Raw genomic sequence first — 12,996 nt, 5'->3', positions numbered from 1 at the left:
CCCCGAAGGTTCCTCTCGCTTAGTAACGACCAAACGCCAAAGCGACATTGTGACCGCCGAAGCCGAACGAATTGTTGATGGCGTACTCGTATTCGCCATACCGAGGCTCGCCCGCAACGATATCGAGATCGATCTCGGGATCGGGGGTCTCGTAGTTCAGCGTCGGCGGGATCACCCCGTCGCGCAGCGTCAGAACCGTCAACACCGACTCCAGCGCACCGACCGCTCCGATGGAGTGACCGAGCGCCGACTTCGGCGCATAGACCGCGGCGTGTTCCACACCGGCGACCCGGATGGCGTTGGCCTCGGCCGTGTCACCGATCGGGGTAGCGGTCGCGTGAGCATTGACGTGGCTGATGTCCTTGGGGTCCAGCCCTGCGGTCTCGATCGCACGCTTCATCGCGTGACCGGCGCGCACCCCGTCGGCGGCCGGAGCCACCATGTGGAACGCGTCGGACGTGATGCCCGCACCCATGAGCCGTGCCAGCGGCTTGGCGCCACGGGCCTTGGCATGTTCCTCGGTCTCGATGATCATCATGGCGCCGGCCTCGCCGAACACGAACCCGTCGCGGTTCTTGTCGAACGGGCGGGAAGCGCCTTCTGGATCGTCGTTGCGGGTCGACATCGCACGCATCATCGAGAACGTTGCGATCGGCAACGCCTCGATGCCGCCCTCGACACCACCGACGACGGCGAAGTCCGCGTCGCCCATGACGATCTGACGCCACCCGTGGGCGATGGCCTCCGAACCCGACGAGCAGGCCGACACCGGGGTTATGACGCCGGCACGGGCACCGAGTTGAAGGCCCACCACCGCTGCCGCCCCGTTGGGCATGATCATCTGAACGGCCAGCGGGGACACCTTGCGCGGCCCGCCCTCGTTCATCGCGTCGTAGGTTTCGACGATCTTCTCGCCACCACCCAGTCCGGTGCCGAGGACCACCGCGAAGCGGTCGGGGTCGACCTCGGGACTGCCCGCGGTCTCCCAGAGTTGTCCCGCAAGAAGCTTGGCCATCCGCTGGACATACGACATCCGGCGCATGTCCAACCTGCCCATGTGATCGTCGACGGGGTCCTTCAAATGGCCGCCGATGCGAACGGGCAGATCCCACTTGGTGACGAACTCGTCCTCGAGTACGTGGATGCCGCTCTCACCGGCCAACAAACCCTTCCACGTGCTCTCGATGTCTCCAGAGATCGAGGTGGTTGCCGTAACGGCGGTCACCACAACACTGGGGAAACCGCCGTTAGCAGTGGAAGGCTTGGTCACTTGGTCTCCGCGATCTGCGCCCGGATGGCCGCCGCGGCCTCGGGGTTCTCTTCCTCAAGCTTCTGGATGTAGGCGACAACGTCACCGACGGTGCGCAGGCCGGCGAGGTCCTCGTCCGGAATCTTCACGCCGTACTTGTCCTCGGTCTGCACGGCGATCTCGACCATCGACAGCGAGTCGATGTCCAGGTCGTCGACGAAGCTCTTCTCAGGGGTGACCTCGGAGGGCTCGATGCCGGTGACCTCTTCGATGATCTCGGCGATGCCGGCGATGATTTCTTCCTGGGTGGTGGCCACAATGGCTCCTTCTAATTGGTTGTTACTGCTGGTTATTCGGACTGGGTCGATCTTTATGTGGTTGTACTGGTCAGGCCCCAGCGAGCCCGTCCAGATCAGCGGGGGACTTGACGGCGTGCGTCGGCACCCCCCGAAGTTCGCGTTTGGCGATGCCTGCCAACGTCCCCGCTGGCGGGAACTCGACGATCGCCGACACATCGTTCTGACGCATAGTTTCGGTGCATAAATCCCACCGCACCGGACGAGTCAGCTGTGAAACCAACTTGGCCATGGCGTCGGCTGCCGAAGCGACCGGCTGACCGTCGGCGTTCGAAAGGAGTGTCGCGGTCGGCTCGGCGGCTGTTACGCCCTCGGCCGCACTGCGATACCCATCGGTGGCCGAGGCCATGTAGTGCGTGTGGAAGGCGCCCGCGGTGGCCAACTGGCGGACCCGGGCCTTCGCGGGCGGATCTTCGGCGAGCTTGTCGAGCGCGGACAGCGCCCCTGCGGCCACGATCTGCCCTGCCGCGTTGCGGTTGGCGGGAACGAGGTCGAGCGCCTCGAGCCGGGCCAGTACCTCGGCCTCATCGCCGCCGAGCACCGCGGACATTCCCGTCGGCTCCAGCGCGCAGGCCTTGGCCATCTCCGCACCCCGGGTGGCGGCCAGCTTGACGGCATCATCGGCGGAGATGACACCGGCGATCGCGTAGGCAGCGATTTCGCCAACCGAGTGACCGGCCACGATGGTGTCCTTGTCGGAGAACAGCCCCCGCCGGGTGACTTCCTCGTGGGCCAGCAGCGTCGCCGCCACCACCAGCGGCTGGGTCACCGCCGTATCGGTGATTTCCTCAGCGGTGGCGGTGGTGCCGAGGCGGGCTAGGTCCAGTCCGGCGATCTCCGACCACGCGGCGAGGCGCTCGGCCGCACCGGGAAGCTCGAGCCAGGGGGCGAGCATGCCGGGAGTCTGGGAGCCCTGTCCGGGCGCAAGCAAGGCAAGCGCAGTTTTTTGAGGCACGGATTAAGAAAACACTGTGAAGACGGTTTCGGGCGGTGTAAGAGATTATGAACCTCGTCTTATGTTTTTGTAGACCTTCCACAAAACGGCATGTGATGCGACTCCATCGATACCGCTCCGCAACGTTTCCGCTTCGCTCACCGGATGGCGGCGTGCGCCTGCCGGCCATCTCTTGGGGCGTTTGACGTGCTGGGGTGGTACGGCTGGCGGCCGAGCCTGCCCACCGTGGCCGCCACCCGCAGCACGTACGCGTCCCGCGGAAGAGTGGGATCGCGACCCGTGAAGTCGGCTATACGTTTGAGCCGGTAGCGGACGGTATTTGGATGAACGAACAATTTGCGGGCGCAGGCCTCGATCGCGCCCCCTGAGTCCAGATATGCGTCGAGGGTGTCGGTGAGGGCCGGGCCGGCGTCGGCGAGCGGCCTCATCACCTCCGTTTCGAGCGCCGCGATCGCCGTCGCGTCGCCCAGAAGCGCCCGTTCAGGCAGCAACTCCCGGGCCGACACCGGCCGTGGCGCGCCGCTCCAGCCTGCGACGGCGTTCATTCCGGCGATGGCCTCGGTGGCGCTGATATGAGCGGCACCGAGCGTGGGCGCCGTCGGTCCGATCACCACCGGCCCGTCGGCGAAGACGCCGAGTAATTCTGCGAGGAACTTCTCTGTGGGCGCGAGCACACCGGAGACGATGGCCACCAGCCAGGTCCCGTGCACGTCCGACAGCGCGGCGCGGCCGTTGCGCTCGACGACATCGTGGACGTCGTCGCTGGTGAGGTCGATCCGGTCGGGTTGGGGTAACCCGACGATCACTGTGGCGGGTGCGGTGGCGTCCCAGTTCAGAGCGGCCGCCTGGGACTGCAACTCCGGTCCGGTGTGCCCGCGGACCACGGCGTCGACGACGTTGGCCTCCATCCGGGTGTCCCATGCGCCGCGTGCCTCGGCCTGGTCGGCGTATGCGGTGGCGGCGGCGAACGCCAAATCGCGGCTGTAGCGCAGGATTCCGGCCGTCAGCGCGGTCAACTGTTCCTCCGAGCGCGCCAGCAGCGGCACGACCTCCTCGAAGAACTCCATGGTGATGCGCACCATCTCGACCGACTGACGCAGCGCGATGCGGCGTCGCAGATCCTGCGGCACCACCTCGAACGCCTGCGCCGTGTAGCTGACGTTGCTCTGCGGGTTGCGCATCCACTCGACGAAGTTCACCACCGCGGCCTGCACCACCAATTGCACGCTTGCCCGCTGCGACGCCTCGAGGTCGGCGAAGAAGGGCAGTCGCTCCTCCATCGCGCGCACCGCTTCGGTGGCCAACCGGCCGGAGTACTGCTTCAACCGGCGCAGCACCGGCTCCGGCACGGTCTGGAGCACCTCGAGCGTGGACTTCGGGGGGATGAACCGGTTGTCAACCATCCCCAAAGGTTACGCGACGGTTCTGGAGGAATCCTCCAAGTCCGGGGCTCTCGGGGCTCCGGTCGCCGAAACTACGGTTTCTGATGGAAATCGTCCGATAGTCGTCATATTGCGTAGTCTCGCCATTCCGACGGGAACCGCTAGCCGCTCGCTCGCACCTAATCAAATGTGGACGATCTGATCGTGGGCAGCGAAGCGCTGGCGGCAGGGCTGGTGACGCGTCAGGAGCTGCGCACCCAATTCGTCAAGCTGCACCACAACGTCTACGTCCGGAAGGGCGTCGAGTTGTCTGCGGCCGACCGGGCGAGGGCGGCATGGTTGTGGTCGCATCGCGAGGCGACGCTCATCGGGCACTCCGCGGCCGCGATGCACGGCACCAAGTATCTGCCCGACAACGCACCGGCCGAACTGGCCCGAATTCGGCAGCCCGCGCCACCCGGGATCGTCGTGTTCACCGGTTCCATCGCCGACGACGAGACCTGCTTGTGGCAGAGCATCAACTGCACGACGCCCGCGCGCACCGCCTACGACATCGGCAGACGCGTCCGCGGCGATGCCGCGATCATCCGAATCGACGCCCTGCTCAACGCGACGCGCTGCAAGGTCGAAGAGGTTCAGCAGATCGCCGCACGCTATCCCGGTGCTCGTCACATACGTCGGCTACATGCCGCGTTGGATCTTGCCGATGGCGGCGCGGAATCACCCAAGGAAACAGAGCTGCGTCTGCTGCTTGTGCGCGACGGGCTCCCTCGGCCCGTTACCCAGATCGAGGTCGGCCGCCGGCGGATCGATATGGGTTGGCCCGACATCTTGGTCGGCGTGGAATACGACGGCGAACAGCACTGGAGGAATCCCGACGACTACGCCGACGACATCGAACGTCTGGAATTCCTTGCAGCGCAAGGCTGGATCATCGTGCGCGTCAGCTCACGACAGCTGCGGTACGACCGGCCGGGGATTCTGAGGCGGGTACGCGGCGCGGGAGATCGGCGAGGCTACGGTTTCTGATGGGTTCTGCGCCGAATTCCGTCAGAAACCGTAGCCTCGCCGAGACTGAGCCGTGATCAGGCGCTGCCGGTGTCCTTGTACGAGACGCCTGCAGCCATCACGTCGTCGATCTTGTACTTGCGCGCCGCCTCGACGGCCACCGATTCGTCGATGTTGCCGTCGCGGGCAAGGCCCTCGAGCACCCCGACGACCACCGATTCGGCGTCGGTGTTGAAATACCGCCGCGCCGCAGGGCGAGTGTCGGAGAACCCGAAGCCGTCGGTACCCAGCGTGATGTACGTGCCGGGTACCCACGGCCTGATCTGCTCGGGCACAGCGCGCATCCAATCCGACACCGCCACCACCGGGCCCGCGGCGTCGGCGAGCGCCGTCGTGACGAACGGTGTGCCCGCGGGCCGCTCGGGATGGCGCAGCCTTTCCTTTTCTATCTGCACCCCGTCGCGGTTGAGTTCACCCCAACTGGTCACCGACCATACGTCCGCGGCGACGTCCCACTCCTCGGCGAGCAGATCGGCCGCGCGCAGCGCCTCGGGCATTGCGACGCCGGAAGCCAGGATCTGCGCGATATGGGTCCGCGCTTCGGGTGCCTTGCGGTAGCGGTAGATGCCGCGCAGCAGCGCTTCGATGTCGAGCCCTTCCGGTTCGGGGGGCTGTACGTACGGCTCGTTGTAGATGGTGATGTAGAAGTAGACGTTCTCCGGGTTCTCGCCGTACATCCGGTGCAAGCCGCTCTCCACGATGTAGGCGATCTCGTAGGCGAACGCCGGGTCGTAGGCCACCACCGCCGGATTGGTCGAGGCAAGCAGCAGCGAATGACCGTCGGCGTGCTGCAGACCCTCACCGGTCAGGGTGGTCCGTCCGGCGGTGGCACCCAACACAAAGCCGCGCGCCATCTGATCGGCCGCCGCCCACAAGCCGTCGCCGGTGCGCTGGAAGCCGAACATCGAATAGAAGATGTAGATGGGGATCATCGGCTCGTTGTGCGTCGCATAGGACGTGCCGACGGCGGTGAAGGAGGCTGTCGAGCCCGCTTCGTTGATGCCCTCGTGCAGGATCTGGCCGATTTCGCTTTCTTTGTACGCCAACATCAATTCGGCATCAACGCTGGTGTAGAGCTGGCCATTGCGGTTGTAGATCTTCAGGTTCGGGAACCACGAGTCCATGCCGAAGGTCCGCGCCTCGTCAGGGATGATCGGGACGATGCGCGGGCCAATTTCCTTGTCCCGCAACAGTTCTTTGAATGTGCGCACCATGGCCATGGTGGTGGCGACCTCTTGCGCGCCGGAGCCCTTCTTCAGCGCCTTGTATGTATCGCGGCCGGGCAGCGTGAGCGTCTTCGACTTCGTGCGCCGCTCCGGGAGGAACCCACCCAAGGCCCGCCGTCGTTCGAGCATGTAGCGAATCTCAGGTGCCTCCGGACCGGGGTGGTAGTACGGCGGCAGGTATGGATTCTTCTCGATCTCCTCGTCACTGACTGGAATGCGAATCGCATCGCGGAAGAACTTGAGGTCTTCTATCGCAAGCTTTTTCATCTGGTGAGTGGCGTTGCGGCCCTGGAAGTGAGCGCCCAACGAGTAGCCCTTGATGGTCTTGGCCAAGATCACCGTCGGTTGACCCTTGTGTTCGATGGCCGCCCGGTAGGCCGCGTACACCTTGCGGTAGTCGTGTCCGCCGCGCTTGAGGTTCCAGATCTCGCTGTCCGACATCTTCTCGACCAGCGCCTTGGTGCGCGGGTCGCGGCCGAAGAAGTGGTCGCGCACGTACGCACCGTCGTTGGCCTTGTACGTCTGGTAGTCGCCGTCAGGCGTCGTGTTCATCAAGTTGACCAACGCGCCGTCGCGGTCGGCGTGCAGAAGCGCATCCCACTCGCGGCCCCACACCACCTTGATCACGTTCCAGCCCGCGCCGCGGAAGAACGACTCCAACTCTTGGATGATCTTTCCGTTGCCGCGCACCGGACCGTCGAGGCGCTGCAGGTTGCAGTTGATCACGAAGGTCAGGTTGTCCAGCGCCTCGTTGGCGGCCACCTGGATCAGTCCACGGCTCTCCGGTTCGTCCATCTCGCCGTCGCCGAGAAAAGCCCACACGTGTTGGTCGGAGGTGTCCTTCAGCCCGCGGTCGTGCAGGTAGTGATTGAACCGAGCCTGGAAGATCGCGTTCATCGGGCCCAGGCCCATCGACACCGTGGGGAATTCCCAGAAGTCCGGCATCAGCCGCGGGTGGGGGTAGGACGGCAGCCCGCCTCCCGGGTGGCTGTGCTCCTGCCGGAAACCATCCAGTTGCTCGGCGGTCAGCCGACCCTCCAGGAACGCGCGCGCGTAGACGCCGGGTGAGGCGTGCCCCTGGATGAAGATCTGATCGCCACCACCTGGGTGCGACTTGCCGCGGAAGAAGTGGTTGAAGCCGACTTCGTATAGCGCCGCAGACGACGCATATGTGGAAATATGGCCTCCCACACCAACTCCCGGGCGCTGGGCGCGGTGCACCATGATGGCGGCGTTCCACCGAATCCATGCCCGGTAGCGGCGCTCGACGTCCTCGTCGCCGGGAAACCACGGCTCGAGCTCAGTCGGGATGGTGTTCACATAGTCGGTCGACGTCAGTGCCGGGATGGCAACTCGCTGTTCGCGGGAGCGCTCCAGCAACCGCAACATCAGGTAGCGCGCCCGAGCGGGCCCGGACCGCTCCAGCAACTCGTCGAACGATTCCAGCCATTCGCCGGTCTCATCAGGGTCGATATCGGGCAGATACGACGCCACGCCTTCACGAATGATCCGCACCCGGTCGGGTTCCGCTGTGGTGCTGGAGTTTTGAGCCAGGTCTTGGCGCACGAACTCGGTGGTCAACTTCCGCTCCTTATCAGGCGGTGTGGGTGCTACGCGATCGGCGTAGCTGCCTTTTATCTTTGTCCCATCGTGCCCCACTTGCACCGTCGGGGGTGTGGACTGCAATGAACCCGCGATCGCGGGTCCAAACCGGTAACGTCTGCACCCGTGCTGATCGCTGGGGTGTCCCGCAACCGGCTGCGGGTCGCTGCCCTGGTGGTGGGCATTCTGGCTGGAATCGCGATGGTCATCGTGGGTTGCACCAGCGTCACCCAGGGCTCGCCGGAGATCGACCGCGCCGATGCGCCGGTGTATCGAGCGTCGGTCTCGGCGTCCATCGAGGAGTCGGCGGCGAGTTCGAGCGCCCGCGAATCGGAACGACAGTCCTCGCTCACCACGCAGGCGATCCACACCTCGTGTGAGGCGCTCAGTTCGTCGAGCGTCGACGCGATCACCGCGGTGAACAACTACGTCGACGCCTTCAACCGGAACGCCGCCGACGCGGCGGCCAAAGCGCAACCGGCCATCGATGCGCTCAACCACAGCGCCGATGTCGTGGCGGGCAGCGTCTCCGACACGCTGGCGCCGAACCTGCGTGATTCGCTCAATGCCTGGGTGGACGCGGCAAGGGGGCTCGCGGCCGCCATCGCGGGCAATTACGGGCCGGACGAATTCAACGCGGCGATCACCAAGCTCAACGACACGAAGACCACCGCGCTGAACCTTTGCGACGCGGCATATCGATGAACCTGCCGCCAGTGGTCGGTCTTCGGCCCTCGGCGTGCGACGATAGGGCTTGAGACATCGCCGGGCGCAACGTGCGCTCGAGCTGGCTGAAGGAGGACCGACCGTGGTCGCGGCGGACGACGCCCCGAACTACGCCCGCAGACTGGGCATCCAACAAGATCAGGTTGTGCAGGAGTTGGGCTGGGACTCCGACGTCGATGACGACATCCGGGCCGACATCGAAGAGGCGTGCGGCGCTGAGTTGCTCGACGAGGACGCCGACGAAGTCATCGACGTGGTCCTGCTGTGGTGGCGCGACGGCGACGGTGACCTCGTCGACAACCTGATGGACGCCATCACCCCGCTGGCCGATGACGGCGTCATCTGGGTGGTGACCCCGAAGACGGGCAAGCCGGGTCATGTCCAACCTGCCGAGATCGCCGAATCGGCGCCAACAGCGGGGCTGATGCAGACGTCGTCGGCCAACCTCGGCGACTGGATCGCGAGCAGGCTGGTGCAGCCGAAGTCGAAGGCGGCGGGCCGGCGATGAGTGCTCGCGCGAAGAGCAGAGTGCGAAGGTAGTGCTTGGTGACGGTTCCGACGCGCCGGACTTCACGCTCAAGAACCAGAACGGGCAGCCAGTCACGTTGAGCAGCTTCCGCGGCGACAAGAATGTGCTGCTGGTGTTCTTTCCGCTTGCGTTCACCGCGATCTGCCAGGGCGAGCTCGACGAGATCCGCGACCACCTGCCGGACTACCAGAACGACGACACCGCCACACTGGCGATCTCGGTGGGCCCGCCGCCCACCCACAAAGTGTGGGCGACGCAGAGCGGCTTCAGTTTCCCTGTGCTGGCCGACTTTTGGCCGCACGGCTCGGTGGCCCAGTCCTACGGTGTGTTCAACGACGCCACCGGCTTCGCCAACCGTGGCACGTTTGTGGTCGACCGCGCGGGCGTGATCCGGTTCGCGGAGATGAAACAGCCGGGGGAGCCGCGCGATCAGGGGATATGGAGGGCCGCACTGGCAGCGCTGCAATCGGGTTGATGGATTTCCGCCTGCAGGTCCTCGACCTGTAGCCTGCCCGGCAAGGGGCGCGTAGCTCAGTGGTAGAGCTCTGGTTTTACACACCAGCGGTCGGCGGTTCGATACCGTCCGCGCCCACCAAAGTTATTGCAGGTCAACGGCCCTAATCCTCGGCGGCTGACGACGGTGCCAAGTGCCTGCGGGGTGCCCAGTGTCCCAGCGAGGGCCAGCGGTGCCCTGGCGAATCTTGAATCGCCCCGAATCTAGCTCGATGTCTGCCCACGCGAGCCCGAGTGCTTTCCTCGCCTAGGTCCCATCGCCGGAGCGACAACCCATAGCGCATAGTGACGATGGTGTTGGGCTGAGCGTAGGTATTGCTTCGCTTCTTCGTGCCTGAAACCACGCCACATTCCTGCTCAGCAGTTCCTCGTCCACGGCATCCCGGCAGGGCGGGTCGTAACACTCTCAGAATGCGCCGCTCTTTGTATCGCCACTGTCGGCGAGTGGTTCACCGTGCGTCGCGTTAGCGCGGCCAGCGCCCCAGTAGGCTTTATGGGTGATATCTGATGGGGCGAGGCCGAGTTTTTCAAGTTCGCGGCGCCACAACTGGACGCGGCTTGCTTCTCCCGACACATACGCATGGCCGGCGCCAGCCTTGGGCAGCGCGACAACGGGCCCCCGTCCGGCCAACGTGGGTCGAGTAAGCCATGTCCATTCGGTGCCCGACCTAGCGCCGGCGCCGAGGTGCTGCCACTCATCGTGTTCGTCGACTTCGACGAACACGCTCGCGGCTTGATCGGTGGCGGCGAGCATCGCACGGATTCCAGGCAGTGAGGTTTCGTCCCCGATGAGGATCATCCAGTCGGCCGGGCTGACAAGGAACTTTCCGCGCGGTCCAATGCCGCTCACAGTGTCGCCTGGGTGGAGCGCCTGCGCCCACAAGCTTCCGATACCTGGGCCATGCACGTAGACGTCTAGGTAGACCGTGTCGTCATCCTGACCCGCGATCGTATAGCGCCGCCGGATGTCGCGCCCTCCCTCGCGGGCGACCAGCAGCGTAATATCCTGCGCTGGTTGCCATTTCATCGTCTCAAGACCGTCCGCCGACATCCACAGCCGAAGCATTCGCGGAGCAATCCACGCATTGTCGATCACAGTGAAATTCCAACGCGAAGAACCGCGCGCCTTGGCCAGCAACTGCTCATCATCGAGGTCCCCCGCGGCGCGGCTAGGCACGCGTCGCGCCAACACTCGACGCTCGTCGGCCACCTCAGTAGCCCCACCGTCCCCAGACGAAGCTGGAACAGACACGAAGTTATTCTGCATCAACGCGCGGCCCAAGAGCGGCAATCGAGCGTACCTGTGCGCCGAATCTCCTCAAGTGAATCTGCGTTTAAGTCAATATGCGCTGCCGTTGCGCGTAGACTCTGCGATTCTCGGGTGTAACTGGAGCACAGAGAGGGGAAAAGCGTTGCGGAATGCTCGAATTCGATTCGGTATAGAGGTAGCGGCGGCAGCGCTTGCCGCTGGGTTGGCAGTACTGACCCTTATCAGTCGAGAGTGGATCGAACTATTGTTCGGCGTCGATCCCGATAAGGGCAGCGGAGCGCTTGAATGGGCAATCGTTGTCGCCCTTTTCGTCGCTTCCGCCGCGCTGGCATTAATCGCGACATGGGACAGGAAGCGCCACATCGCCACGGTTGGCTGAGCACGTGACCACCTCTGCGGTGGGTCGTGAGTGTCACGATGTCAGAAAGCAGCAAGCTTGGTCAGCGACCACCCTTTGCGAATAGTCTGCGCGTTTAGCCACTCGTTACCTGGGTGGTTCTGGGTCCATACTCGCGGCTCATGGAATCGCTGAGGTGGGGGATGGGAGAGTGTGTCAGCACCGATTGCGCCGACACACCGGGGTCGTCAGGCCACTTACACCGGTATCGTGACAGTCCCGCACTGCCGGCATGGTGCGTCAGGGCAGACTTGCCGCGTTGAGATAGTGCACTACTTCCAACCCACGCTCGGCAGTCCGGGGATGTCAAAGGTGTTCAGGTGAACTGGGGATTGCGATATAGTCCTCGAACGCTCACCGAAGTGTGGCGCGTGAACGGATTGCGCGGCTATTTCTAAGTCATTCCAGGCCGCGACAGTGAGCGCAATGCCATGCGATCGTCAGCGAAGGCGCAGTTGTAGGCGAAAGAGGGTGGCATCCATGGTCGCCAAGAAATCAACGGGCAAGAAAACCCCGCCAAAAAAGGCCGTGAAGGCCGCCGCCAAGGAGACTCCCGTCGCCCGCAAGGCGGCATCAGCCAAGAAGGCTGCACTTCCGAAGGAGGCCCCAGCGGCCCCGAAGAAGGTGGCGCGCCGGCCGAGGTTGGGCAATCCGGACGCCGACCCGGCGAAGATCCATCGCGACTACGTGGAACGTTATATCGGTGGAGGCGGGGAGCCGACAGAGGGTGCGTACGCCGACGGCCTGCAGAGGGCGTACGCCGACGGCCTGCGGCAGTGGCGAAATCTACCAGGCGCCGTCAGCTTTTCGGCAAGCGTTATCGAGCAGCCGGATTCGGGATCGGGCGAGCCAGACCCCGATCAGGACCAATGAACCCAAGGCGGGCATATCTGAGACCCCGGCCCAGCTTGTGCGGACTTGGGTGAGGAGTGTTGGCGTGGCCGCTGACCTCCAACGTCTGGCGCTCACCGTACCCGGCTGGCCGTCGGGACAGTTTTACAACGCGCAGGTGCTGGCCAAGGCGCGGGGTTCGTCGCGTCGGGACCTTGCTGTGGTCGACATCGGTTAGATCGCACCGCGACTGCTTCGGCCGACAATGTCGGCAGCCGGAATTGACAAGATGGAACCGGTAGTTGCCCAAGATTTGCGCGGCAAGTAACGCGCGCAAAAGGCCGCGACATCCGTCGGTGCACAATTGCTGGGCAGAGCCAGCGAGCAGCGGTTGGTTTGCCCCGAATAGTCCGGGTCGTGACCGAGCACGCCGAAACCGCAAAGCCGAGCATTGTCTAACTGGCAAAAATTGTTGGGCTCGATGGATCGTGAAAAGCGCATGGTCGACGCGTTCTCCATGGGTATTATCCGGGTATGTTGACCGACGAATTTGGTCAGGCGCTGTCAGTATGGGGAAGCTCTGCCTATTTCAAAGCCGCGCAAGCGAATCCGAGATATGACCCTTCTACCGTTCGCTGTTTGCAGTGGCGCGGACGGCACACTTGCTCGACAGCGTTTAATCGTCGCCACTCGCTGAACCTTCCGAGGCGGGAGGAAAGTCATGGCGCGAAAGAACACTAGCCAACGCGCGAACGGTGAGAAATTCACGAGATCAGGCAGAGCGCGCCGGCCGAGGTTGGGCAACCCGGACGCCGACCCTGCGAAGATCCATCGCGACTACGTGAAACGTTATATCGGCGGAGGCGGGGCGCCGACCGAGGGCCCGCGACAA

General features: G+C 64.4%; 13 protein-coding genes and 1 tRNA gene. 8 read left to right on the top strand and 6 right to left on the bottom strand.

The genetic code is table 11. From position 1 onward, the window contains the following. Positions 1 to 19: 19 nt before the first annotated feature. From kasA to ACGFK1_RS16095, 4 genes are all read right to left on the bottom strand, one after another. On the bottom strand, positions 20 to 1,270 hold the full coding sequence (gene kasA, locus ACGFK1_RS16110) for a 3-oxoacyl-ACP synthase KasA (protein WP_393430759.1): 1,251 nt from the start codon (positions 1,268 to 1,270) through the stop codon (positions 20 to 22). Beyond that, the gene (gene acpM, locus ACGFK1_RS16105) at positions 1,267 to 1,566 is read right to left on the bottom strand and encodes a meromycolate extension acyl carrier protein AcpM (RefSeq protein WP_015307814.1); all 300 of its coding nucleotides are present in this window, start codon (positions 1,564 to 1,566) and stop codon (positions 1,267 to 1,269) included. The genes kasA and acpM overlap by 4 nt, the downstream gene beginning before the upstream one ends. 70 nt (positions 1,567 to 1,636) lie before the next feature. Further along, entirely contained in the window at positions 1,637 to 2,560 is a 924-nt protein-coding gene (locus tag ACGFK1_RS16100) for an ACP S-malonyltransferase (protein ID WP_393430756.1), read from the bottom strand. 137 nt (positions 2,561 to 2,697) lie between these two features. Beyond that, complete coding sequence (locus tag ACGFK1_RS16095) at positions 2,698 to 3,963, bottom strand: PucR family transcriptional regulator (protein ID WP_393430753.1); 1,266 nt, start codon at positions 3,961 to 3,963, stop codon at positions 2,698 to 2,700. A 168-nt stretch (positions 3,964 to 4,131) separates the two neighbouring features. Here ACGFK1_RS16095 and ACGFK1_RS16090 point away from each other — a divergent pair, with 168 nt between their 5' ends. Beyond that, a complete protein-coding gene (locus ACGFK1_RS16090; protein WP_393430750.1) occupies positions 4,132 to 4,971 on the top strand; it encodes a hypothetical protein in 840 nt (279 codons plus the stop codon). 56 nt (positions 4,972 to 5,027) lie between these two features. Here the strand turns inward: ACGFK1_RS16090 and aceE are convergent, their stop codons facing one another. Continuing rightward, on the bottom strand, positions 5,028 to 7,817 hold the full coding sequence (gene aceE / locus ACGFK1_RS16085) for a pyruvate dehydrogenase (acetyl-transferring), homodimeric type (RefSeq protein ID WP_393430747.1): 2,790 nt from the start codon (positions 7,815 to 7,817) through the stop codon (positions 5,028 to 5,030). A 222-nt stretch (positions 7,818 to 8,039) separates the two neighbouring features. Between aceE and ACGFK1_RS16080 the strand changes: the two genes are divergently transcribed. The 4 genes from ACGFK1_RS16080 (at position 8,040) to ACGFK1_RS16065 (ending at position 9,688) form a co-directional block, all read left to right on the top strand. Beyond that, complete coding sequence (locus ACGFK1_RS16080) at positions 8,040 to 8,543, top strand: hypothetical protein (RefSeq protein ID WP_393431252.1); 504 nt, start codon at positions 8,040 to 8,042, stop codon at positions 8,541 to 8,543. A 103-nt stretch (positions 8,544 to 8,646) separates the two neighbouring features. Beyond that, positions 8,647 to 9,072 (top strand): DUF3052 domain-containing protein, encoded by a 426-nt coding sequence (locus ACGFK1_RS16075; RefSeq protein WP_393430744.1) that lies wholly within the window; start codon positions 8,647 to 8,649, stop codon positions 9,070 to 9,072. 31 nt (positions 9,073 to 9,103) lie between these two features. Continuing rightward, positions 9,104 to 9,568: a peroxiredoxin gene (locus tag ACGFK1_RS16070; protein WP_393430741.1), complete on the top strand. Its 465-nt coding sequence runs from the start codon at positions 9,104 to 9,106 to the stop codon at positions 9,566 to 9,568. 45 nt (positions 9,569 to 9,613) lie between these two features. Further along, positions 9,614 to 9,688 (top strand) — tRNA-Val (locus ACGFK1_RS16065). Between the two features lie 324 nt (positions 9,689 to 10,012). Here the strand turns inward: ACGFK1_RS16065 and ACGFK1_RS16060 are convergent. After that, the gene (locus ACGFK1_RS16060) at positions 10,013 to 10,816 is read right to left on the bottom strand and encodes a siderophore-interacting protein (RefSeq protein WP_393430738.1); all 804 of its coding nucleotides are present in this window, start codon (positions 10,814 to 10,816) and stop codon (positions 10,013 to 10,015) included. Between the two features lie 112 nt (positions 10,817 to 10,928). On the opposite strand from ACGFK1_RS16060, the gene ACGFK1_RS16055 reads away from it, so the two are divergent. From ACGFK1_RS16055 to ACGFK1_RS16045, 3 genes are all read left to right on the top strand, one after another. After that, positions 10,929 to 11,255, top strand: coding sequence for a hypothetical protein (locus ACGFK1_RS16055; protein WP_393430735.1), 327 nt, complete (start codon positions 10,929 to 10,931; stop codon positions 11,253 to 11,255). Positions 11,256 to 11,753: 498 nt separating this feature from the next. Next, entirely contained in the window at positions 11,754 to 12,146 is a 393-nt protein-coding gene (locus tag ACGFK1_RS16050; RefSeq protein WP_393430733.1) for a hypothetical protein, read from the top strand. 64 nt (positions 12,147 to 12,210) lie between these two features. Beyond that, positions 12,211 to 12,342 carry a hypothetical protein gene (locus ACGFK1_RS16045; protein ID WP_393430730.1) on the top strand — a complete coding sequence of 44 codons (132 nt, stop codon included), beginning with the start codon at positions 12,211 to 12,213 and terminating at the stop codon, positions 12,340 to 12,342. The last annotated feature ends 654 nt before the right edge of the window (positions 12,343 to 12,996 follow it).

Source organism: Mycobacterium sp. NPDC048908, assembly GCF_043197955.1.
GTDB lineage: Bacteria > Actinomycetota > Actinomycetes > Mycobacteriales > Mycobacteriaceae > Mycobacterium.
Note: the sequence above shows the minus strand (reverse complement) of the source record. Positions and strands in the feature narration are given on the sequence as shown.